At 31.3% G+C, this 20,366-nt stretch carries 18 protein-coding genes, 1 tRNA gene and 1 other RNA gene; 8 read left to right on the forward strand and 12 right to left on the reverse strand.

Annotation, left to right across the window (positions count from 1 at the left end):
- Positions 1 to 99: 99 nt before the first annotated feature.
- From RBU61_RS16675 to dnaX, 7 genes are all read right to left on the reverse strand, one after another.
- Positions 100 to 1,059 carry an ABC transporter ATP-binding protein gene (locus RBU61_RS16675; protein ID WP_308876777.1) on the reverse strand — a complete coding sequence of 320 codons (960 nt, stop codon included), beginning with the start codon at positions 1,057 to 1,059 and terminating at the stop codon, positions 100 to 102.
- Positions 1,052 to 2,023, reverse strand: a complete 972-nt coding sequence (locus tag RBU61_RS16680; protein ID WP_308876778.1) for an ABC transporter ATP-binding protein — start codon at positions 2,021 to 2,023, stop codon at positions 1,052 to 1,054. Before RBU61_RS16680 ends, RBU61_RS16675 begins: the two co-directional genes overlap by 8 nt.
- A gap of 10 nt (positions 2,024 to 2,033) precedes the next feature.
- Positions 2,034 to 2,873 (reverse strand): ABC transporter permease, encoded by an 840-nt coding sequence (locus RBU61_RS16685; protein ID WP_308876779.1) that lies wholly within the window; start codon positions 2,871 to 2,873, stop codon positions 2,034 to 2,036.
- A gap of 14 nt (positions 2,874 to 2,887) precedes the next feature.
- Positions 2,888 to 3,853, reverse strand: a complete 966-nt coding sequence (locus RBU61_RS16690) for an ABC transporter permease (protein WP_308876780.1) — start codon at positions 3,851 to 3,853, stop codon at positions 2,888 to 2,890.
- A 294-nt stretch (positions 3,854 to 4,147) separates the two neighbouring features.
- Positions 4,148 to 4,747 (reverse strand): recombination mediator RecR, encoded by a 600-nt coding sequence (gene recR / locus RBU61_RS16695; protein WP_308876781.1) that lies wholly within the window; start codon positions 4,745 to 4,747, stop codon positions 4,148 to 4,150.
- A gap of 17 nt (positions 4,748 to 4,764) precedes the next feature.
- The gene (locus tag RBU61_RS16700) at positions 4,765 to 5,103 is read right to left on the reverse strand and encodes a YbaB/EbfC family nucleoid-associated protein (RefSeq protein ID WP_154440604.1); all 339 of its coding nucleotides are present in this window, start codon (positions 5,101 to 5,103) and stop codon (positions 4,765 to 4,767) included.
- A 16-nt stretch (positions 5,104 to 5,119) separates the two neighbouring features.
- Complete coding sequence (gene dnaX / locus RBU61_RS16705; RefSeq protein WP_308876782.1) at positions 5,120 to 6,751, reverse strand: DNA polymerase III subunit gamma/tau; 1,632 nt, start codon at positions 6,749 to 6,751, stop codon at positions 5,120 to 5,122.
- Positions 6,752 to 7,157: 406 nt separating this feature from the next.
- Between dnaX and RBU61_RS16710 the strand changes: the two genes are divergently transcribed.
- From RBU61_RS16710 to ffs, 3 genes are all read left to right on the forward strand, one after another.
- Positions 7,158 to 8,759 (forward strand): methyl-accepting chemotaxis protein, encoded by a 1,602-nt coding sequence (locus RBU61_RS16710; RefSeq protein ID WP_308876783.1) that lies wholly within the window; start codon positions 7,158 to 7,160, stop codon positions 8,757 to 8,759.
- Positions 8,760 to 9,023: 264 nt separating this feature from the next.
- A tRNA-Ser gene (locus RBU61_RS16715) sits at positions 9,024 to 9,114 on the forward strand.
- Between the two features lie 3 nt (positions 9,115 to 9,117).
- Positions 9,118 to 9,384, forward strand: an RNA gene (ffs, locus tag RBU61_RS16720) — signal recognition particle sRNA large type.
- 86 nt (positions 9,385 to 9,470) lie between these two features.
- Here the strand turns inward: ffs and RBU61_RS16725 are convergent.
- The 4 genes from RBU61_RS16725 to RBU61_RS16740 are packed head-to-tail and all read right to left on the reverse strand — an operon-like array spanning position 9,471 to position 13,287.
- Positions 9,471 to 9,908, reverse strand: coding sequence for a flagellar protein FliS (locus RBU61_RS16725; protein ID WP_308876784.1), 438 nt, complete (start codon positions 9,906 to 9,908; stop codon positions 9,471 to 9,473).
- 13 nt (positions 9,909 to 9,921) lie between these two features.
- Complete coding sequence (locus RBU61_RS16730; protein WP_308876785.1) at positions 9,922 to 10,764, reverse strand: flagellin; 843 nt, start codon at positions 10,762 to 10,764, stop codon at positions 9,922 to 9,924.
- Positions 10,754 to 10,954 carry a hypothetical protein gene (locus RBU61_RS16735; RefSeq protein WP_308876786.1) on the reverse strand — a complete coding sequence of 67 codons (201 nt, stop codon included), beginning with the start codon at positions 10,952 to 10,954 and terminating at the stop codon, positions 10,754 to 10,756. Before RBU61_RS16735 ends, RBU61_RS16730 begins: the two co-directional genes overlap by 11 nt.
- Complete coding sequence (locus RBU61_RS16740) at positions 10,954 to 13,287, reverse strand: DUF6240 domain-containing protein (protein WP_308876787.1); 2,334 nt, start codon at positions 13,285 to 13,287, stop codon at positions 10,954 to 10,956. Before RBU61_RS16740 ends, RBU61_RS16735 begins: the two co-directional genes overlap by 1 nt.
- Positions 13,288 to 13,465: 178 nt before the next feature.
- Between RBU61_RS16740 and RBU61_RS16745 the strand changes: the two genes are divergently transcribed.
- From RBU61_RS16745 to RBU61_RS16755, 3 genes are read left to right on the forward strand one after another with little or no spacing between them, the layout of a single operon-like run.
- Complete coding sequence (locus tag RBU61_RS16745) at positions 13,466 to 13,912, forward strand: YaaR family protein (RefSeq protein ID WP_308876788.1); 447 nt, start codon at positions 13,466 to 13,468, stop codon at positions 13,910 to 13,912.
- 56 nt (positions 13,913 to 13,968) lie between these two features.
- Positions 13,969 to 14,253: a hypothetical protein gene (locus tag RBU61_RS16750; protein WP_308876789.1), complete on the forward strand. Its 285-nt coding sequence runs from the start codon at positions 13,969 to 13,971 to the stop codon at positions 14,251 to 14,253.
- A 44-nt stretch (positions 14,254 to 14,297) separates the two neighbouring features.
- Positions 14,298 to 15,878: a lipopolysaccharide core heptose(II) kinase RfaY gene (locus RBU61_RS16755; RefSeq protein ID WP_308876790.1), complete on the forward strand. Its 1,581-nt coding sequence runs from the start codon at positions 14,298 to 14,300 to the stop codon at positions 15,876 to 15,878.
- Between the two features lie 54 nt (positions 15,879 to 15,932).
- Here the strand turns inward: RBU61_RS16755 and RBU61_RS16760 are convergent, their stop codons facing one another.
- Positions 15,933 to 16,625, reverse strand: a complete 693-nt coding sequence (locus RBU61_RS16760; RefSeq protein WP_308876791.1) for an amino acid racemase — start codon at positions 16,623 to 16,625, stop codon at positions 15,933 to 15,935.
- A gap of 385 nt (positions 16,626 to 17,010) precedes the next feature.
- Here RBU61_RS16760 and RBU61_RS16765 point away from each other — a divergent pair, with 385 nt between their 5' ends.
- Together RBU61_RS16765 and RBU61_RS16770 are read left to right on the forward strand one after the other, a co-directional pair.
- Positions 17,011 to 17,694, forward strand: a complete 684-nt coding sequence (locus tag RBU61_RS16765) for an ABC transporter ATP-binding protein (RefSeq protein ID WP_308876792.1) — start codon at positions 17,011 to 17,013, stop codon at positions 17,692 to 17,694.
- The gene (locus RBU61_RS16770; protein ID WP_308876793.1) at positions 17,691 to 20,321 is read left to right on the forward strand and encodes an FtsX-like permease family protein; all 2,631 of its coding nucleotides are present in this window, start codon (positions 17,691 to 17,693) and stop codon (positions 20,319 to 20,321) included. The genes RBU61_RS16765 and RBU61_RS16770 overlap by 4 nt, the downstream gene beginning before the upstream one ends.
- The last annotated feature ends 45 nt before the right edge of the window (positions 20,322 to 20,366 follow it).

A 20,366-nucleotide genomic window follows, 5' to 3' on the forward strand; every position in this document is an offset into this window, starting at 1 on the left:
ATGTAATTTCAAGCTAATCCAATTAATTTTTTGTCATTCGGACCTCATTTTTCACCTCTGCTTTCATTTTTTTATTTATTTAATTAAGGAATTAATTCCTTAATTAAATAAATAAAAACAGCTTGCATAATGATTATCTCCTACTTCTTCCATAATAGGATATGATTTGTTACACTCTTCACCTGCTTTATAGCATCTCGGAGCAAAATAACAGCCTGGACCTGTATCAATAGGAGTAGGCGGTTCTCCCTTTATTCTAATTAAATCTCTATTATCAAATGGATTTATGGATCCACAGTTTGAAATCAATGCCTTTGTATATGGATGCCTTGGATTATGTATTACATCATCTGCTTGCCCAATCTCTACTATTTTCCCTAAGTACATTACTGCAATCCTATGGGATATATAACGTGTCGTTGCAATATCATGACTTATAAACATCATCCCAGCCCCTTGCTCCTCAGTGAGATGCAGCAATAGATTTATTATATCTGCACGAACTGACACATCTAGCATGGATACAGGCTCATCAGCAATAATAATCTTGGGATTTAATAGCATAGCTCTAATTATGGATATTCTTTGAAGCTGCCCTCCAGAAAGCTCATGAGGATATCTGGAAAGATAGTCCTTTGCTGGTCTTATACCTGCTTTCTCCATAACTGATATACAAATATTTATTCTTTCTTCCTCAGAATTACCTATACTATGTATTTTTAACGCAGTAGTCAATATCCTTTTAACATTATCTCTAGGGTCAAAGGTATCAAATGGATTCTGAAAAATCATTTGACAATCTCTCCTAAATTTTAAATCTTTATTTCTCAATATGCATTCAATAGGCCTGCCTTCAAATTCAATAATTCCCTCTGTAGGACTCTCTAAAGCAACTAATAATCTCCCCAAAGTAGATTTACCACAGCCAGACTCACCTATTATTCCCAATATGTTTCCTCTTTCAAGGGAAAAGCTAACTCCATCTACAGCCTTGATGGTTTGTTTCTTTTTTTGAACATACCATTTCCTTAAATCCTTTACTGTTATGAGGCTAGTCATTATATTCACCTCCTACTAAATGACATGCTACCTTCCAATCATTTGATAGCTCTACTGTCTTTGGCTCACTGACAAAGCATATATCCATAGACTCTTTGCATCTATCAGCAAAGATACAGCCCTTATGTACTGCACTAAGATCCGGAAAAGAACCTGGAATCCCCTTTAACCTATTTCTCTCTCCTGTAAGAGATGGATGGGAATTCAAAAGCTCCCTAGTATAAGGATGCTTAGGTAAACTAAGGACATCTTCCACATATCCAGATTCAAGAAGATAGCCTGCATACATCACTGCAACCTTTTTACATGTTAAAGATACTACTGACACATCATGAGTTATCATTATCCTTGTCAATTTTAACTTTTTTTCAAGCTCCATTATCTCCTCAAGTATCTGTCCCTGTGTCACAACATCTAAAGCAGTTGTTGCCTCGTCTAATATCAATAGTCTCGGGTAATGAAGTAAACTAAGAGCTATACTGACCCTTTGCATCATTCCCCCTGATAATTCATGAGGGTAAAGATCATATACTCCCTCTGAGAGATTCACAAGATTAAATAATTCAAATATCCTCTCTTTAGCCTCTCTATCGGTGGCATATGCTTTATGAATTTTATATATATCATTCATTTGAAGTCCGATTTTATGTACTGGACTTAGTGAATTCATTGATTTTTGGAAGACATATGCAATTTCCTTCCACTTTATTTGTCTCAATCTTTCTTCATCTATTTTTAACAGATTAGTCCCATCAAATATAATATCTCCCGTTATCTCTGTTATTTCTTTGGGAAGGAGACTAAGAATCGACATAGCAAATGTTGACTTTCCTGACCCAGATTCACCAACTATTCCAATGGAATCTTCTGATTCTATATTCAAAGATAAATCCTTTACTGCTTTAATTCTTTTCCCTTTAACTTTATATACAATATTTAGATTATTTATATTAAGTAATGACATTTTATCCTCCTCAGTCTTTCCCATTAAATTTAGGGTTTAACAGACGATTCATTCCTTCTCCGATTAAATAAAAGGAAAGCACTGTACATACAATTGCCAACCCTGGAAAAGTGCATATCCACCAACTACGGGGAAGATATACTTTTCCATTTGCAATTATCTTACCCCAGCTTATAACGTTAGGGTCTCCAAGACCCAAGAAGGATAAGCCTGCCTCGGATAATATTGCAGACGATATAGCCATGGTGGAATCTGCTATAATCGGGAAAATTCCATTAGGTATAATATGCCTAAATAATATCCTAATATTACCTTCACCAATGGTTTGAGCACTTTTTATAAATGTCCTTTCCCTTAGGGATATTGCTTGGGAGCGCATCAATCTTGCAGTGCCTGTCCAACTTGTTAATGCCATGACAACTATTATATTGGTTAAACTGCTTCCATAGATTGCAATAATAATTAATATTAGAAAAAAAGTAGGCAGCATTAAAAAAATATTTATTATCTCGGAAATTATTTTATCAGTCTTTCCCCCTAGGTATCCTGCAATACCTCCTATTAATGTCCCTATAATCGACGATATAAAAGCAACTACAATTCCTACCTTTAATGATGTCCTAGCACCCCAAACTACCATGCTAAATACATCTCTGCCTAAACCATCAGTACCAAAAATATATTTAGAAGAAGGTCTTGCAGTTAAATCATCGTTTAAAAAATAAGGGTCATTAGTAGCAATAAAGGGGGACAGTATTGCTACTAAAATCAATATTATAAGAATTGTAATGCCGAGCAATAGTTCCTTAGTAGAGCATATTTTCTTCAATATATATTTCACATTCTTCATAATATAACACATCCTTATTCAAGCCTGATTCTTGGATCTATTAAAGCATAGATAATATCAGTAATAATCATAACTACACAAATAGATACAGAGATCATCAGATATACACCTGTTAGCAGTGGATAATCCCTTTTCATTATTGCATCCATAATAAGTCTGCCCATACCGGGCCATGCAAAAACTATCTCTATCAAAGCTACCCCACTAATTATAAATGCTAAAGATAAGCTGAGTTTTGTAATAGTAGGGATTATAGCATTTCTCAACACATATTTATTAAATATCTTATTCTCTTTCATTCCCGCCGCCCTTAAAGTCAAAATAAAATCCTCTGACATAGTCTGTAAAACTGAGGATCTGGATATTCTGAAATACATTGGCATCTGAATTATAAATAGAGTACTGACAGGTAAAACCATATGCTTTATAGTGTCTAAAACACGAGCAAATCCTTGATGATCAGCCCTTAAATCATACATTCCTGAAGTAGGTAAAATTCCAAATTTAGATGCAAATATAAGTATCAAAATTAATCCAAGCCAAAAGCCTGGAATAGCATCAAAAACATAGCAAAAACTACACATAAGCCTGTCAAATATAGACCCTGCCTTCCTTGCTGCATATACACCCAAGAATGTTCCTACTACCACTGACAATATAACCCCTGTTAAAGTAAGTAAGATTGTGGCAAATAACTTTTCACTGATTAGCTTTGACACAGGCTCATTGCTCATATAGGAATATCCAAGATCACCTTTTAATATATTTTTTATATAATTGACAAACTGGATTGGAATCGATTTATCTAATCCATATTTAGCTGTTAAATGCTCTATAAGCTCTGGATTAGGATTTTCTGTACCTGCTAAAACCTTTATAGGATTTCCTGGAGCGTATCTAATCAAAAAAAAGGTTAAACAAAAAGAAAATAATATTGTTAAGATTCCAGTAGTAATACGCTTTCTAATATAATCTCTCATAATATTTCCTCCCAATTAATCCATTATTTCCACAAATCATTCTAAAATATATGATAAACTTCTAACAATTTCTTTTTCCATTGAGTAGTATAACATTTAATCTCCAGTATGTTAAATAGGATTTATCTATTCAAAAAATTTATTGATATATTTTAATAATACTCAAATTACCATTAATATAATATTTTATATCTATAACTTGAAAATTAAATTTTTCAAATAAAAAAAGCAGGAGATTTCTTGGATTTTAGTCCATTCTTTCTCCTGCTTTTGAATACAATATAGTTTTATTTCTTATATCTCTCTTCTATTATCCATGGCCTTTGCTAAGGTCACCTCATCAAAGTACTCAAGATCTCCACCTACTGGTATACCGTGGGCTATTCTTGTTACTTTTATACCTAAGGGCTTTATCAGCCTTGATATATAAAGAGCTGTAGCTTCACCCTCCACTGTTGGGTTAGTAGCTAGAACTATCTCCTTTATTTCATCCTTTGATAGTCTATTTAAAAGCTCTTTAACTCTTATATCATCAGGTCCCACATTATCCATTGGAGATATTACTCCGTGGAGTACATGGTACTGTCCCTTATACTCCCTAGATTTCTCCATGGCTATAATATCTTTGGCTCCTTCCACTACACAGATTATAGACTTATCTCTCATATTATCTCTACAAATATTACATGGGTCTTCATCTGTTAAGTTGCAGCAAATACTACAAAGTCTTATTTTCTCCTTTGCATCTATAATGGATTTAGATAACTTTTCTGCATCTATGTCTTCCATTTCTAATATATAGAAGGCTAATCTTTGAGCAGTTTTTCTACCTATACCTGGTAAATGCGATAGCTGCTCTATTAAGTTGGCTATAGGTAGTGCATACTGTTCCATTACATACTCCCTTTCTATTAGAACAATCCTGGGATATTCATTCCACCAGTAAGTTTATTCATTTCCTTAGTCATCATATCTTCAGCTTTTCTAAGTGCTTCATTTACAGCAGCTAAAACTAAGTCTTGCAGCATTTCCACGTCTTCTGGATCTACTACGCTTTCATCTATGGTGATTTCAAGAACTTCTTTTTTGCCATTTACTTTACATGAAATAGCTCCACCACCCGCAGTTGCTTCTACCTCTGTTTCTTCTAATTGTTTTTGCATTTCCTCCATTTGTTTTTGCATCTTTTGCATTTGTTTCATCATATTTCCCATATTTCCACCCATTCCTGGGAATCCACGTTTTGCCATAATAAATTCTCCTTCCTTATTTTATTTCTACTATATCTTCTCCAAAGAAGTCTATAACTTCTTTTATAGATTCATCTTTGTTTTTTTTTTCATCTTTAACTTTTGGTTTTTCACTACCCATTATAAATTTTATGTCTATGTTTTTCTTAAAATAAGTAGAAACAATATTTTCTACAAATTCCTTATTAGCAGGTTTTTCTATGGCATCCTTATGGAAACCAAATCCTTCTTTATATCCTATGGTCAATGTGTTGTTGGAGTAGCTAATAAGTTCACCCTCAATAAGTAAGGCAAAAATATTCATCTTTTTAGACTTTATACTTTGTAGTATTTGTTGCCACTCTTTAGTTATTGCCTCAAACTCTAAGTCTTTTCCATCATCTGTAAAACTTTCTTTTTCAGGTAATTCCTCCTGATATTCTTCCTTCTTTATCTCTTCTTTTTTTACTTCTTGTATATTTTTTACATAAGTATTTTCTAATTTAGGTTGTTCTTTTACAACTTCTCTTTTCTGAGGTACACCTTGTTCTAATCTTTTTATTCTTTCTTCTAAAGAAAAACTATCTTCTATTTTTGTTATTTGAATTACTGCCATCTCAAGAATTATCCTAGGTTGAGTTGACCATTTTGCCTTTTCGTCTGCTGTTGTAAGTATATCTAGAGATTTAAGTATAAAGCTTAATTCTAAGTTTTTACTTTGCTCCATATACTTTTCTAATAATTCTTCATCTATATCTATTAACTCTAAGGGATTTTTGGATGTTTTAATTATCATTAGATTTCTAAAGTGCATAATTAAATCCTTAATAAATTGATGAATATCCTTACCATTTTGGATGACTTCATCTATTATTTCCAATACACTCTCTAAGTTCTTGCCTATTATATTATCTATAATATTAGTTATTAGCCCAGTATTTACTATACCCAATATACCGATGGCATCTTCATAATTGATTTTACCTTTACCAAAGGATATACATTGATCTAGTAAACTTAAAGCATCTCTCATGGCTCCATCAGAATTTCTAGCTATTAAACTTAATACCTTTCCATCCACCTCTAATCCTAATTTACTACAAATCCCCCTCATATTTTCTATTATATCCTTTGTAGTAATTCTTTTAAAGTCAAACCTTTGACATCTAGATAGAATTGTTTGAGGTAGTTTTTCAGGTTCTGTTGTTGCCAGAATAAATATTAAATGCTTTGGAGGTTCTTCAAGGGTTTTTAGCAATGCATTAAAGGCCTGAATAGTTAACATATGAACCTCGTCTATTATATAAACCTTATATTTTGCTCTAGCCGGCGGATATACTACTTTATCCCTTAATTCCCTAATATCATCTATACCCCTATTGCTGGCTGCATCCATTTCTATAACGTCAATTATACTTTCATCTAGTATTCCCTTACATATTTCACATTCATTACACGGATTTCCATCATGGGAATTTAAACAGTTTACAGCTCTAGAAAATATTTTTGCTGTGGAGGTCTTACCTGTACCTCTGGTTCCAGAGAATAAATAAGCGTGACCTACATTCTCTTTCTGTATTTGATTTTTTAATGTAATTGTTATATGTTTTTGACCTAAAACATCATCAAAGTTTTTAGGTCTATACTGTCTATATAAGGCTTGGTACATATTCTCACCTACATTTTTATAATATAATATATTATATCAGATTTGGCCTTATATTACACCCATTAATCTTATTCTGTGCCAGCCTTAAAAAGTAAATACAGCTTTTGTTGAAACTCATTTACTGAAAGTTCATTATTTATAAAAGATAAAAAGGTGGTAGATCCCATGAACCTATTGGTAACAATAGGTCTAGATAAATGACTATTTAAACAGAACATGGCTTATAGACTTACTCGTGTACATATATAAAAAATCCTAAATAGTATACTCCTTAGGTCTTTACTTAGTATAAAAAAATATTTTTTATACTATGAGTCAATATTAAGCTACGGGGTATTTATTATTGGTATGGATTAGAGACTGATAATATATTTAAAAAATTTGATATTAACTAAGGAGGAAATATATGAAAATAGATTTTAAGCTAAAGATTATAGTAATAGCCCTATTGTTTTTTTCACTAGTCAGTACAGTATCAGTATTTTACCAGCTGGAAAAAATGGGGGCTGATAGTAGAGTAATTAATGATGCAGGCTCTGTTAGAGGAGGAAGTCAGAGACTTATTAAGCTGGAATTAACAGGGGAAAATGCAGATAAGCTTATAGAGACATTAGAGAAGAAAATAAATGGATTAATTGATGGAGATTCCGAGCTAGGGCTACCAAAGGCTACAAATGAAGAATTTATTTCATCTATGGCCAAAGTAAAAAAAGACTGGGAAGATATAAAGGAAACCATATATGAGGGTAGAAAGAGTGGAGACAAACCTAATTTAATAAGCAAAAGTGAGAATTTCTTTGAGACCACTAACGAAGCTGTTGCAGCAGCCGAGAATTACTCAAGAGAAAAGGTAATATTTCTTAAATTAATTCAAGGTATAATATTTGTTTTTAACTTGATAATCTTAATATTTATTTGGATTATGAGCAGTAGAGGAATCTCTAAGCCACTTATACATTTATTTGAAGCAATCGATAATTTAGATGTTTCTGAGAATATCCCAGAAGAATTTATGGTTAAAAAAGACGAGATAGGTCTGCTATCTAATGCCTTTCAGAAGGTTATAGATAGATTGAGGAACCTTATAAACCAAATATCAAAGCTATCTGTTGAAGTAGCAAACTTTTCCGAAGAACTTAATTTAACAATTAATCAATCAGCAATTGCAACGGATGAAGTTTCCAGAGTGATAGAGGAAATTGCTAAAGGAGCAACTGAACAAGCAGAAGAAACTGAAAAAGGAGCAATGAGAATAGTATATTTAGGTTCTTTAGTGGAGCAGGAGCAGGAATTATTAAGTGAACTAAAGAAGTCTACAGAAAAAGTAAATATACTAAAGAATGAAGGAATGGAAATCATAAAAGATCTTGTTGAAAAAACAGCAGACAATAATGAAGCCTCTAAAAAAGTAAGAGAGGTAATAATAGATACTAGCAAAAGTGCAGAAAAAATTGAAAATGCAAGCCATATGATAAAAAGCATTGCTAGTCAAACTAATCTATTGGCATTAAATGCAGCCATAGAAGCTGCAAGAGCTGGAGAAGCAGGTCTTGGATTTTCAGTAGTAGCAGACGAAGTGAGAAAGCTGGCAGAAGAGTCCAATAATTTTACTGAAGAAATATCAAAAGTAGTCGCTGATCTTATGGAAAAAGTTGACTATGGTGTTGCTATTATGAAAAATGTAGAAGAAATAGCGGTTTTACAAACAGATAGCGTAGAGCTGACTAGCAATAAATTTGAAGGGATAGCTTACTCAATAGAAAGTATTAGAGAATCCATAGAAGATATAGATGCATCTGGACAAGAGATGATAATAAAAAAAGATGAGATAATAGATATTATAGAGAGTCTATCTGCTATATCAGAGGAAAATGCAGCAGGAACACAAGAAGCTTCAGCTTCAGTAGAAGAGCAGACTGCATCTATGCAAGAAATTGCAAATGCCAGTGATTCTTTGTCTAGTTTGGCAGCGAAGATGAAGGAAAGTATTGATAAATTTAAATCTTAGAAATTAAGTACAGTATTCATAGCTTAAATAATATTATGGATGCTGTATTTTTATGCTTTATTTTAGTATATAAATATTTTGATTAAATGTAGAATTTATAGTATAAATTTGGCAGCCTTAAAGAATAAATATTTTTGTAAAAAATTAGAACTTTCCTATTTGTTATAAAAAGGTTTACTTGTTCTTACTGATACTATGAATTTATAGTTGACAGTTTTATATATATTGGTTATAATATAGTCCTGTGAGTGATTAAATATTTATGGAGAGATGGCTGAGCTGGCTGAAGGCGCTCGCCTGGAAAGCGGGTAAACGTGAAAGCGTTTCGAGGGTTCGAATCCCTCTCTCTCCGCCATTACCGTGCTAGATGGGGAGGTAGCGGTGCCCTGTAACCTACAATCCGCTATAGTAGGATTGAATTCCCAGTCCAGGCATCTCTGTTGTGAGGTCTGCCCTAGATAAGTGGCAGTGACGATTGGGTCCTACGCAACGGAAACTCATGAACCTCGTCAGATCCGGAAGGAAGCAGCGATAAGTGAATATTTTCGTGTGCCGTAGGGATGCCTAATCTGAGTTAACTGTCTAGGTAACGCTTGGAGCAGGATTGTCAAATCTGGGTGCACGGTTACATAAAAGAAAAGCTGTGGTTTTCCACAGTTTTTTTGTTTTTTGTGTATAGAATTGAAAAAGGTGGGTTATCCCCACCTAATATTATCCTTGAAATGTTTTTGTTGACTTTGTTATATATTCAGATAACTCTTCTTTTCCGTAAGTAAGTCCTGATACTATATTAGCATCTTCTCTAGATTCAAGCCCTTTAAATCCTAAGTATATAGGATTTATTATATTTATAGCCTTTTTAAAGTTCGATGAATCCTTCTTTATCTCACCTTCCGTTATTAGTTTATTTGTAAATAAATAAAGTGATCTAAGATTTGTGGATAATTCATCTTTTTCTCTAAAAGTTATTAACAATTCAGATATAATATCTCTTGCATTGTTGATAAGTTCATTTAGCGTAGTATAATTTCCCTCAACTATGGCATTTCCTGCATCCTCAAATCTTTCCATCAAACCTTCATGTAAAAGAGCTAATAACCCCCAATTATTGGCTGATAATATTTTCTTTTCTAAAGTAATACTTGACATCTATATGTCACTCCTATCTCTGTAATAGTTGAAGCACCATTTGCGGCAGCTGATTTGCCTGGCTTAACATACTTGTACCTGCCTGTTGTAAAATATTTAACTTTGTAAATTCGCTCATTTCCTGTGCCATATCTAAATCCGCTATTCTAGACTTTGATGCAGTTAAATTTTCAGCTGTATTGTCTACATTTTTTATTGTATGCTCTAATCTATTCTGGATTGCACCAAGTTTTGAACGCATTTTAGATACCTGTTCTATAGCATCATTGTATTTTTCAATGGCTTTCTCGTAATCTTCTGATTTAGAATCTTCCTTTATGATGTCTTCTATACCTAATGTATTAGGATCTACCTTTACAGTACTCATATCTACTTCAATAAATTGACTTTCATTAGCTCCTATTTGAAGTCGTAAATCCGTATTTCCGCCTCCATCTAAATCACCTTTTAATAAGGATATTCCATTAAACTCAGTATCATTAGCTATCTTGTCAATTTGCTCTGTCAATTGTTTTATCTCGTTCGCTATGGCCTCTAAATCTCCATCCTCATAAATGCCATTTGCTCCTTGTACACTTAACTCTCTCATTCTTTGAATCATTTCATGTACTTCATTTAATGCTCCTTCTGCCGTTTGAATTAGAGATACTCCGTCTAAGGAGTTTCTTGAAGCTTGTCTTAGTCCTCTTATTTGTGCCTCCATTTTTTCTGATATGGCAAGGCCTGCTGCATCGTCTGATGCTCTGTTAATTCTCTTACCTGATGAAAGTCTTTCTAATGATTTTTGTAATCCTTCTGTATTGATATTTAGTAGTCTATGAGTATTTAATGCTGGTATATTATTATTAATTCTCATGGTTTTTATCCCCCTCTAGTTTATTTGTTTTTTCTATAAATGAAATTACCTCTCCTAATATCTGGAACATTTCTTTTGGTAACTTATCTACTTTTTCTTCTAATGATTCTTTTTCTAAAAGTTCTTCTCTTACCTCATCCTTAATATAAGCCTTTTCAATATATTTTCGTGATATTAATCTTGTCTTCATTATATCACCAATTTATATCCTAGGTTTTCTAGGGACTTCTCCAATATATTAATTCTATTGATTAAAGAATCTTCTTCTAAATTTATATATACTTCTTTGCCCTTTACATTAAAATCTATATTTATTAATCCTAAGTTTTCTGTTTCAAGGCTTATATAAAAACTCATATTATTCTTATCAATACCTTTTTCCCCATAGGGAACTATAATATTTAAGCTTTTATATTCGTTTCCAATTTCTATTGGTAACTGAAGTATTATATCTTTTTTAGATATCTTTCTTTGGATACTTAAGTATTCATCCTTTAGTTCTCTTTTTTCATTAGAATCAAAAGACTTTTCTCCACTATTCAATAGACTTACTAGATCGTTATACTCCTCTTTAAAACCATCATCACCATTTTTAATAGATTCTGATATCTTTTCTTGAAGTACTTTTATGTTTTCCTTAAATTCTTCATTATATTTAGAATTATGAGGATCCTGTATATCCTTTAATATATTGGCAATTCCCTTATCTCCGTTTAAAAAGAGATTTATATCCTTAATCTCCTTTAAGGTCATGGGAATTTGATTTTTCATTATAATTGGTAAGATTTGTTCTTCATTTCCTTTAATATCTTTTATTTCCTTGAACATCTTATGGCTTTCTTTATATCTATTTATCTTTTTTTCTATATAATTATTTAATTCTTTGATTTCCATATGTTCCAAGGTTTTTCCTTCTTTAATACTTTCCCTTATTATATTTGTAGTAAGGCTATTTTTTGCCCTTATATATTCTTCAAATATTAACCCCTCACTTATTTTATCGACTGGGTTAATGGTTTCGCTACTTGTATTTATTTCCTTATGAACCATGTATAGGTTATTCAGGGTAATAGAGTTAAATCTTCTCTCTGCAAGAGATACTGTAGTAGGATTTAATTCTTCTCCTAGAGTATTAAATATATTAGATATATAAATCGTCTTATCTAGGGTCTTACCCTCTATATTTAGAGCTTTATCCATGTTTTCATTGATAACTTCCTTAATTGTTTTTATGGTAAAATCCTCTCCATTCTTTATTAAATGTAGAAGATCTTTATCTGTAATTCTTCCTAAGGTTTCCAATTCTTCCTTTATCTTATATATAAAGTCTTTAGTTAAAGGCTCTGATATTTCTTCAGATGAAGGTTCTCTTTTTAGTTCCTTCACAAGCTCATATATATCTTCTTCTAATATATTTACACCATTTGTATTTAAGTTTATAATTTCACCATGGTCTAATAATGTTATTAACTCTTTCACAGCTTCCTTCATGTCTACGACCTTATTATACTTTTCATTGTCCATGGTCATGTTATTTACTATAAACTCCCTAAGAATATTTATGTTTTCCATATTATTTTCTATATTTAAATCTGCTAATATTTCTCTTAAACTATCTATTGATGTTTCCTGTGCTACTGTAAAGCCTTCAAAATTCTTAGCCTCAAAATTACCTTTTATTTCATTTGTAACATAGGAATTATTTAATTTATATAGAGTCTCTATATTAAACTCTTTATCTTCACATATTATTTTTACATATGTTTCTTCCTTTAAAGCTTTTAGGTTATATAGCTTCTTCATTACATCCATGGTCTTATCTATATTTTCCTTTGTAATAGGGAGCTTTTCTTTATGTAACACTATTATAGTATCATATACATCTTTTCCCATTTTTTGTCCATAGATTTCTTTACTTATTTCCTCTGCTTCTTTATAAGTAAGATCCTTTTCTAGCCTTAAAAATCTCTTAAAGGAAAAGGGAACCTTCTCATTTTTGATTTCCTCTAGAGCATCATTTATTTTCTGTAAATTTACATTTTCTAAATCAATTCCTCTATCTAAAAGTTTTACTATGGAATCTGCATCTATATCCTCTACTATATTGTTTAGATACTCCTTTGATTTAATATACGAATCTACATTGCTCTTTGTAATCCCTATGCCACTACTAAGAAGGAATTCTATCATCCTTATATTTTCTTCTGTATATTCTAGCCCTAATTCACTTAATATATCTGCTACTTTTCTTGTTTCTGATTCCTCTTTTATTACTTCTTCTTTTTCTTCTACCTTAGAGGAAACTATATTTTCTTTTTCAACTATTATATCTTCTCCTATATCTTTTGCTATTTCTTCATTTAGTCTCAAAGAATATTCTATAGTCTTATTATCTATAATCTTTTGAACCTTTATATCCTTACCATTCTTATCTACAAGTACCCCTTCTACATCATAGGGAAGAGTTGGTGTGTTATAGGCATTTATTATATTGTCCTTATTATTTATCTTCAAAATTTCCATGGTAATTTCCTTCCTCATTATAAATACTAGTTCACAATACTAAAATTTATTTAATGTTTTTAATTGTTATTTATCCTTACCCTATCTATCGACAATTTTCAAAATTTCCTTGAGGGACTTATTACTTATTTCTTAACTTATGCCGATAGTATATAATGAATTGATAGGGGGTGTTTTAGTGAATAGAATTAATAGAACCGGTATGGAAAATATTTCACCTATAGAAATTTCCCGTGCTGTAGATAAAAAAGCTGTGAAAGATACTTTTAAATTAAAATTAAATGAATTAGAACAAGAGAAAATTAGAACTGAGCTAAAATCATTATATGATAAAATTGAAGATCACTCCAATCGATTATCCAATAAGTTATTTATAGATGATTTAATTTCTTATAAAAAATTAGTTAAAGAATTTTTAAATATTACAGTAAACAACTCCCATGTATTTTTTAAGGAAAACTCTCTTGATCGACGAGGTAGGCATAGAATTTATTCTTTAGTTAAGAAAGTGGATCAAGAATTAGATGAATTGACTCAGGAATTTTTAGACTTAGAAAATAAAAGATTAAATATACTTAAAAGGCTAAATGATATACAGGGGATTCTAATGGATATAATAGCATAGAATAATGGAATATTTTTTATATAGATGGGCATATTCTTTCATAGGGAGTGATTATTATGGAAGATATGTTAAAGAAAATATTTTTAGCAGGTATTGGCACCTTAGCTTTGACTTATGAAAAATCTAATGAAATGGTACAGAACTTAGTGCAAAAAGGTAAAATCACTGTAGAACAAGGCAAGGAATTAAATGAAGAATTAAAAAGAGTTATAAATAATAAGGACAACACTAAGGATAATAAAGAAGATTTAAAGGAAATCCTAAAGGATTTAAATCTTGCTACTAAAGAGGATCTTGCTAATCTAGAGCTAAGGATTAGAAACATTGAAAAAAATCAATAGTTTGGAGGGAATTAATACCTTGATCTTTCAAGGTATTTTTCAATATGGAGAATAATTATACTAGATTAAGATTTAAAGAAATTATCTCGGTAGCCATTAAACATGGTTTAAGAAATGGAGTAGGAAATCCTTCAGATTTAAGGTTGGTTTTAGAAGAACTAGGCCCAACCTTTGTTAAAATTGGTCAAATATTGTCTACACGCTCTGATATATTTCCTAAAGAATATATATTAGAGTTAGAAAAGCTTCAGAATAATGTAAAACCTGAAGACTTTAATATTATGAAAAAAATTATAGAAGAAAATCTTAGTGGAAATATCTCAGACATATTTTTAGACTTTCAGACTACACCTCTAGCCTCTGCCTCCTTAGCCGAGGTCTACTTAGCTAAGTTAAAAACAGGTGAGCAAATAGTGCTAAAAGTTCAACGTCCACTTGCAAAGGAAAAAATCTTAGCTGATATTCGTATCCTTAGAAAACTTAGTCCTTTTATTAAATTCACAACCAAAAATGAATTTTTTAATATTGACGAGGTTGTTGAAGAAATACAAGCTGCAACAGAAAAGGAACTAGATTTTTTAAATGAAAAAGAAAACATCAAGAAGTTTAATTTAAATAATAAGGATATAAAATATATTAAAGATATTAAAATATACGAAAAATATTGTACTTCCACTATGATAGTTATGGAGTACATTAACGGTATAAAGATAGATGATACTTCCAGATTAGTGGAAGATGGATACGACACTAGGGAAGTGGCAAAAAAACTTACCTTTAATTATTTTAAACAAATCTTTGAAGATGGGTTCTTCCACGGAGATCCTCATCCAGGAAATATCTTAGTTCACAATAATAAAATTGGATTCATTGATTTTGGCTTAATGGGAAATTTGAATTTAGGACTTAAAAAGAAGTTTAACCTCTTTTTAGAAGGAGTGGCTACAAATAATGTGGATTTAATGACCAGTTCAATTTTAAGTATTGGTATTAAGAAAGATGATATTGATATAAACAACCTTTATCAAGATATAACCCTGCTTTATAATACATATATAAATGAGTCTATGTACGAATATGACTTAGCTCAAATTCTAGAAGAAGTCATCATTACTTGTAGAAAAAATAAAATATCCATGCCTAAAGATGTGATTTTCCTTGCAAAGGGCATATTAACTTTACAAGGAGTTCTAGCTAAAATAGATAAGGATTTAAATATTATGGATATTGCTATCCCCTACTTTAAAAGTAAAATTATAGAGGAAAAATTAAAGGATTTTGATATAAGTTTATTAGGTGGAAAAGTCTTATCTGTTGGTACTTCATTTTTAGATCTACCTTTGAAGCTTTTACAACTTATTGATAGAGGACTGGAAGGGAGATTAAAGTTAAATTTACAATTTAAAAATATAGATGAAAACTTTAATGAAATCAATAAAATGGTAAATAGAGTTATTTTCTCTGTCATGGTAGCAGGATTATTAGTAAGCTCTTCTCTAGTTATAAATGCCAACGCAGGACTAAAAGTATATGGTATATCTGCAATAGGCATTGTAGGCTATCTCGGTGCAGGATTGGCAGGGTTTTGGCTTCTGATATCTATATTAAAATCAGGAAAATTATAAACGAAATGTCTTTAGATTAATCTAAAGACATTTCATTTATAGGAGAGGATAAGATTATGGAAGTAAACTATTTTTCCCAATTTCTACACATCTTTGAGCTAATATAAAAACAGGATCTATATATTCCTTTGGAGCACCTATCTCTTCTGCTAAAAGAGGTAGCTCCGTACATCCTAAGATCACTGATATATGTCTATCTTCAATATATTTATCTATAAGACTCTGAATCTCTATTGGTTCTACATTAAATTTTGATGATTTAACATCATATATCCAATTCATCAGAATTTTCTTATGAGTATCATCAGGATATATAATATCTAAATCAAATTCTTGAAATATGATTTTATAAATTTCAGATTTATAAGTCCCTTCTGTTGCAAGAAGTAGATATTTCTTATGGGTATAATTTTCTTTTAAATATTTTGCCGTCTCATATATCATATTCAATATCTTTACTTTAGTATATTTAGCTATTTCATCATAAAAATAATGAGCAGTATTACATGGCATGGCTATATAATCTGCCCCCATTATTTCTAGTTTCAAAATAGATTTCACCATCTCCGTAATAGGATTTTCTCCTAGTCCTAAAATATATGCTGTCCTATCGGGTATTTCTACATTATTGTCAATAATAATATGTAAATGTTCTTGATCTTTAGTTGCAGGTGTAAGACTTATAATCTTATTAAATAAGTAGCAGGTGGCTGCTGGCCCCATACCTCCCATTATTCCAAGAATCATTTTTACCACCCCATAATTTTTTTATCTGTTTACCCATTTTTTATATAATAATATCTTTTTAATATTATATTTAAGAAATATTCAAAAAAACACCAAGACTATAAATTTATAATCTTAGTGTTTTAATATTTATTTTCAACAATTAACTTTAATTCTCCAAATTCATAACACTATCTCAATTATAGTATAGATATAAAACCTATTAGAAGAAAGAAAACCACATTAATTATTATATTTTACAGTAGAAAAAGTATCTATAATTTAGAAAAGAGCTACTCTGACAATATTGTAAGATATAAATCTAGTTTGAAAGGCAAATCAATAGGATGATTCCCCTTATTTTTATATAGTATAACATAAGCTAATAAAGAAGGGGGAGAATACTTTGGAAATATTAAGAACTGAAAATCTTACAAAAACCTATGGAATAGGTGATATAAAGGTCACTGCATTGGATAATTTAAATTTGAGAATAAGCAAAGGACAATTTGTTTCAATAATTGGATCAAGTGGATCAGGAAAATCTACACTCCTGCATATGTTAGGGGGAGTGGATCGCCCTACAAAAGGAAAAATATATATTGAAGGCACTGATATTTCATCAATGGATGAAACTAATTTAGCCTTATTTCGCCGAAAAAAAGTAGGGTTAATCTATCAGTTTTACAATCTTATTCCAACATTAAATGTAGAAAAAAATATATTATTACCTATGCTGTTAGATGGTGTAAAACCTAAAAAAGAACAGTTTGATGAGATTGTAAAAATGCTTGGTTTAAGCGAAAGGCTTAATCATCTACCAAATCAGCTTTCAGGAGGTCAGCAACAAAGAGTTGCCATAGGACGATCATTAATTTATAAACCCTCCATTATTCTAGCAGATGAGCCTACTGGAAATCTTGATAAAAGAAATTCGGAAGCTACTCTTGAAATGCTAAGGCTTTCAAATAAAGAGTATAATCAGACCATTATATTAATTACCCATGACGAAAAAATTGCATTATCAGCAGATAGAGTGATTACAATTGATGATGGCAAAATTGTGTCAGATGAGGTGATTAAGCAATGAATATTATGAGTGAATACACATATAACCATGTGAAAAAAAATAAAAGGCATACAGTTTCTATACTAATTGCTATTACAATTGCTTCTGCATTGCTATGTTCACTAAGTATATTTCTACATTCTATATGGGAAACAAAAGTAACTTCAACAATTGAAAAGACAGGTTATTGGCATGGAGAACTATGGCACTCTATATCTGGTGATAAATTAAAATATGTCACAGAAAATCCTGAAGTTGAAACCACCATGATTAAAGGAACTTGGATTACTGCTAAACTTTCCAATACAAAACGCCCATATCTATTAATGAGAGATGCAGATACAAATTTTTGGTTAGACATGAGCTTCAAAAACACTCTTACGAAAGGTAGGCTTCCTAAAGAATCTGGAGAAATTGTTATGGCAAAAGTATTCTTCTTGGATAATCCCTCGTATAAAATTGGTGATAAGTTAACTCTTCCCATAGGTAATCGTATGTTGGGCAGTGAACTAATTAAAACTCAATCTCACAAACAATCAGGTGAGACTTTTAAGACAACAGGAACTAAGACATATACCATAGTTGGAGAGTTAGATGTTTCTAGTACTTCTGCCTACCCTGGATATATTGCCATGGGATACTTAGATACTTCACAAATTCAACCTGAAGATGAACTTACGGTTTATATGCGTTTAGTGAAACCTGGTAAAATCTATGAAACATTACCGGAGATTGCGAAATCTACAGGATTGACTGAAGATGAATATGGACAGTATGGAGTTAGGTATAATACACATCTATTAAATTTATATGGGATTAGCGATAAACGTAATACAAATATTCAACTCATTATGGTGCTATTAATAGCAATAACAATGACTTTACTAGTTATGGGGGCATTTATTCTTATTATCTATAATGCATTTTCTTTATCCGCCAACAGCAGGATTAAGGAACTAAGTATTCTAAAAAGTTTAGGAGCAACTCCGAGGCAAATTAGGTATTCTGTTCTCTATGAAGGACTTTTGCTCTGGATTATTCAATTACCAATTGGTATCATGATAGGATATCTATTTAGTCATATGGTGTCTTCTAAAATTAATCAAATTCTTAGTGTTACAGAAGATTATAGGAATATATATGTTTCTTTCTCATGGGTAGTAGTTGTTTTTTCTATCATTATCTCATTGATTACCGTTTTAGTTTCAGCATATATTCCAGCAAAAAAAATTGCGAAAGTATCAGCTATTGCAGGGATACGTCAAAATAGTACTAAAGTAAAATTAAAAAAACAAAACTCTCACTCAATAATCAAAAAAACATTTGGTATAGAAGGTGAAATAGCAAGCGCACAGTTTTCAGCTAGCAAAAGGACTTTACGTACGGCTATATTATCTCTTTCAATGTGTTTTATCTTAGTAGCAGGATATATTAACATTATGTCCATCTACAATTTAGCCAATTCTACTAATGAAATACCTAAACATGATATGAAGGTTAATCTAGATATTATTGATGAACCAAGTGATGAGATGATAAATGAAATTATTTCCCTACCTGAAGTTAAAAATAGCGTCGTTAGAAGACAGGTACGCACTTCAACATATATCACATCAGAACAGGAATCAGATGTTTTTGCTGAATCTGGAGGGTTTGCTGAAGTAGGATTCCAATATAATGTATTAAGTGAAGAAGGAAAGCATAGAATTATAGTAAATTTAGTTGGATTAAGCGATAAATCATTTAAAAAGTATTGTGAAGAAATTGGTACTGATACCGGGGCATATTATCAAGATGGTGCGACAACAGGAATATTGTTAAATAGCACATATCATAAGCCAGATAATTCAAAGATTGTACAACAAATACCATTATTAAATATAAAAGAAGGCCATGAGCTAGTCTTATATGAAAAAGCAGAAAATTATATGAATACAAATTATAAATTTAATGTTCAAGTGGGCAATGTTACAGAGATTTCCCCCAGTGAACTAGGAATGCATAGATACAACTTAGCCTTTATAGTCCCTATGAAAGCCTATCAGCAAATAGTTAGTAGTTTTATGCCAGAGCGTATGCTTGAATACAGTGTTATGGCAATTGATTTGTTTGTCGGGGATGAAGCTAGTCCACGTGTGAAGGAAAAACTAACACAGATTTGTAGTTCTTATCTTGGATCCGATGATTTTAGGATATGGACTCTATTGGAAGACAAGAATCATGAAGAACTGGTTCAAAAAGCCGTAGGTATTAGCGTTTTTGCTGTAGCCTTATTGATTGGGTTAATTGGTGTTTTTAACGCTTTTTCTACCATTTCGAATAATCTTAGACTACGCAGAAGAGAATTTGCTATGCTTCGATCAGTGGGACTAACACCAAAGGGATTAAATAAAATGTTGATGCTGGAAGGTTTGTTCTTCGCATTAACACCAATTATTGTTAGTATCCCAATAGTATTATTTATTTGTTGGTTTATGTTAAGATTAACACCAATCACATGGTCTGAGTTTATATCTGTTTTTCCAGTTGGACCAATTTTAACATATGCTACACTTATAATTGTATCTATATTCTTGTCCTATGCGATTTCTTCAACATCCGTTAAGAAAAGTAATGTAGTAGAAGCAATCAAAGATGAAATAGTATAATACTTAGATAAGTATAATAAATAAGCTAGGTCATAACTGACCTAG

Source organism: Tissierella sp. MB52-C2, from assembly GCF_030931715.1.
Classification (GTDB): Bacteria; Bacillota; Clostridia; order Tissierellales; family Tissierellaceae; genus Tissierella.

What these genes read in the sequence shown, in the direction of transcription:
- RBU61_RS16675 (WP_308876777.1), bottom strand. Translation starts at nt 1,059, where the DNA reads ATGACTAGCCTCATAACAGTAAAGGATTTAAGGAAATGGTATGTTCAA.
- RBU61_RS16680 (WP_308876778.1), bottom strand. Translation starts at nt 2,023, where the DNA reads ATGTCATTACTTAATATAAATAATCTAAATATTGTATATAAAGTTAAA.
- RBU61_RS16685 (WP_308876779.1), bottom strand. Translation starts at nt 2,873, where the DNA reads ATGAAGAATGTGAAATATATATTGAAGAAAATATGCTCTACTAAGGAA.
- RBU61_RS16690 (WP_308876780.1), bottom strand. Translation starts at nt 3,853, where the DNA reads ATGAGAGATTATATTAGAAAGCGTATTACTACTGGAATCTTAACAATA.
- recR (WP_308876781.1), bottom strand. Translation starts at nt 4,747, where the DNA reads ATGGAACAGTATGCACTACCTATAGCCAACTTAATAGAGCAGCTATCG.
- RBU61_RS16700 (WP_154440604.1), bottom strand. Translation starts at nt 5,103, where the DNA reads ATGGCAAAACGTGGATTCCCAGGAATGGGTGGAAATATGGGAAATATG.
- dnaX (WP_308876782.1), bottom strand. Translation starts at nt 6,751, where the DNA reads ATGTACCAAGCCTTATATAGACAGTATAGACCTAAAAACTTTGATGAT.
- RBU61_RS16710 (WP_308876783.1), top strand. Translation starts at nt 7,158, where the DNA reads ATGAAAATAGATTTTAAGCTAAAGATTATAGTAATAGCCCTATTGTTT.
- RBU61_RS16725 (WP_308876784.1), bottom strand. Translation starts at nt 9,908, where the DNA reads ATGTCAAGTATTACTTTAGAAAAGAAAATATTATCAGCCAATAATTGG.
- RBU61_RS16730 (WP_308876785.1), bottom strand. Translation starts at nt 10,764, where the DNA reads ATGAGAATTAATAATAATATACCAGCATTAAATACTCATAGACTACTA.
- RBU61_RS16735 (WP_308876786.1), bottom strand. Translation starts at nt 10,954, where the DNA reads ATGAAGACAAGATTAATATCACGAAAATATATTGAAAAGGCTTATATT.
- RBU61_RS16740 (WP_308876787.1), bottom strand. Translation starts at nt 13,287, where the DNA reads ATGGAAATTTTGAAGATAAATAATAAGGACAATATAATAAATGCCTAT.
- RBU61_RS16750 (WP_308876789.1), top strand. Translation starts at nt 13,969, where the DNA reads ATGGAAGATATGTTAAAGAAAATATTTTTAGCAGGTATTGGCACCTTA.
- RBU61_RS16755 (WP_308876790.1), top strand. Translation starts at nt 14,298, where the DNA reads ATGGAGAATAATTATACTAGATTAAGATTTAAAGAAATTATCTCGGTA.
- RBU61_RS16760 (WP_308876791.1), bottom strand. Translation starts at nt 16,625, where the DNA reads ATGATTCTTGGAATAATGGGAGGTATGGGGCCAGCAGCCACCTGCTAC.
- RBU61_RS16770 (WP_308876793.1), top strand. Translation starts at nt 17,691, where the DNA reads ATGAATATTATGAGTGAATACACATATAACCATGTGAAAAAAAATAAA.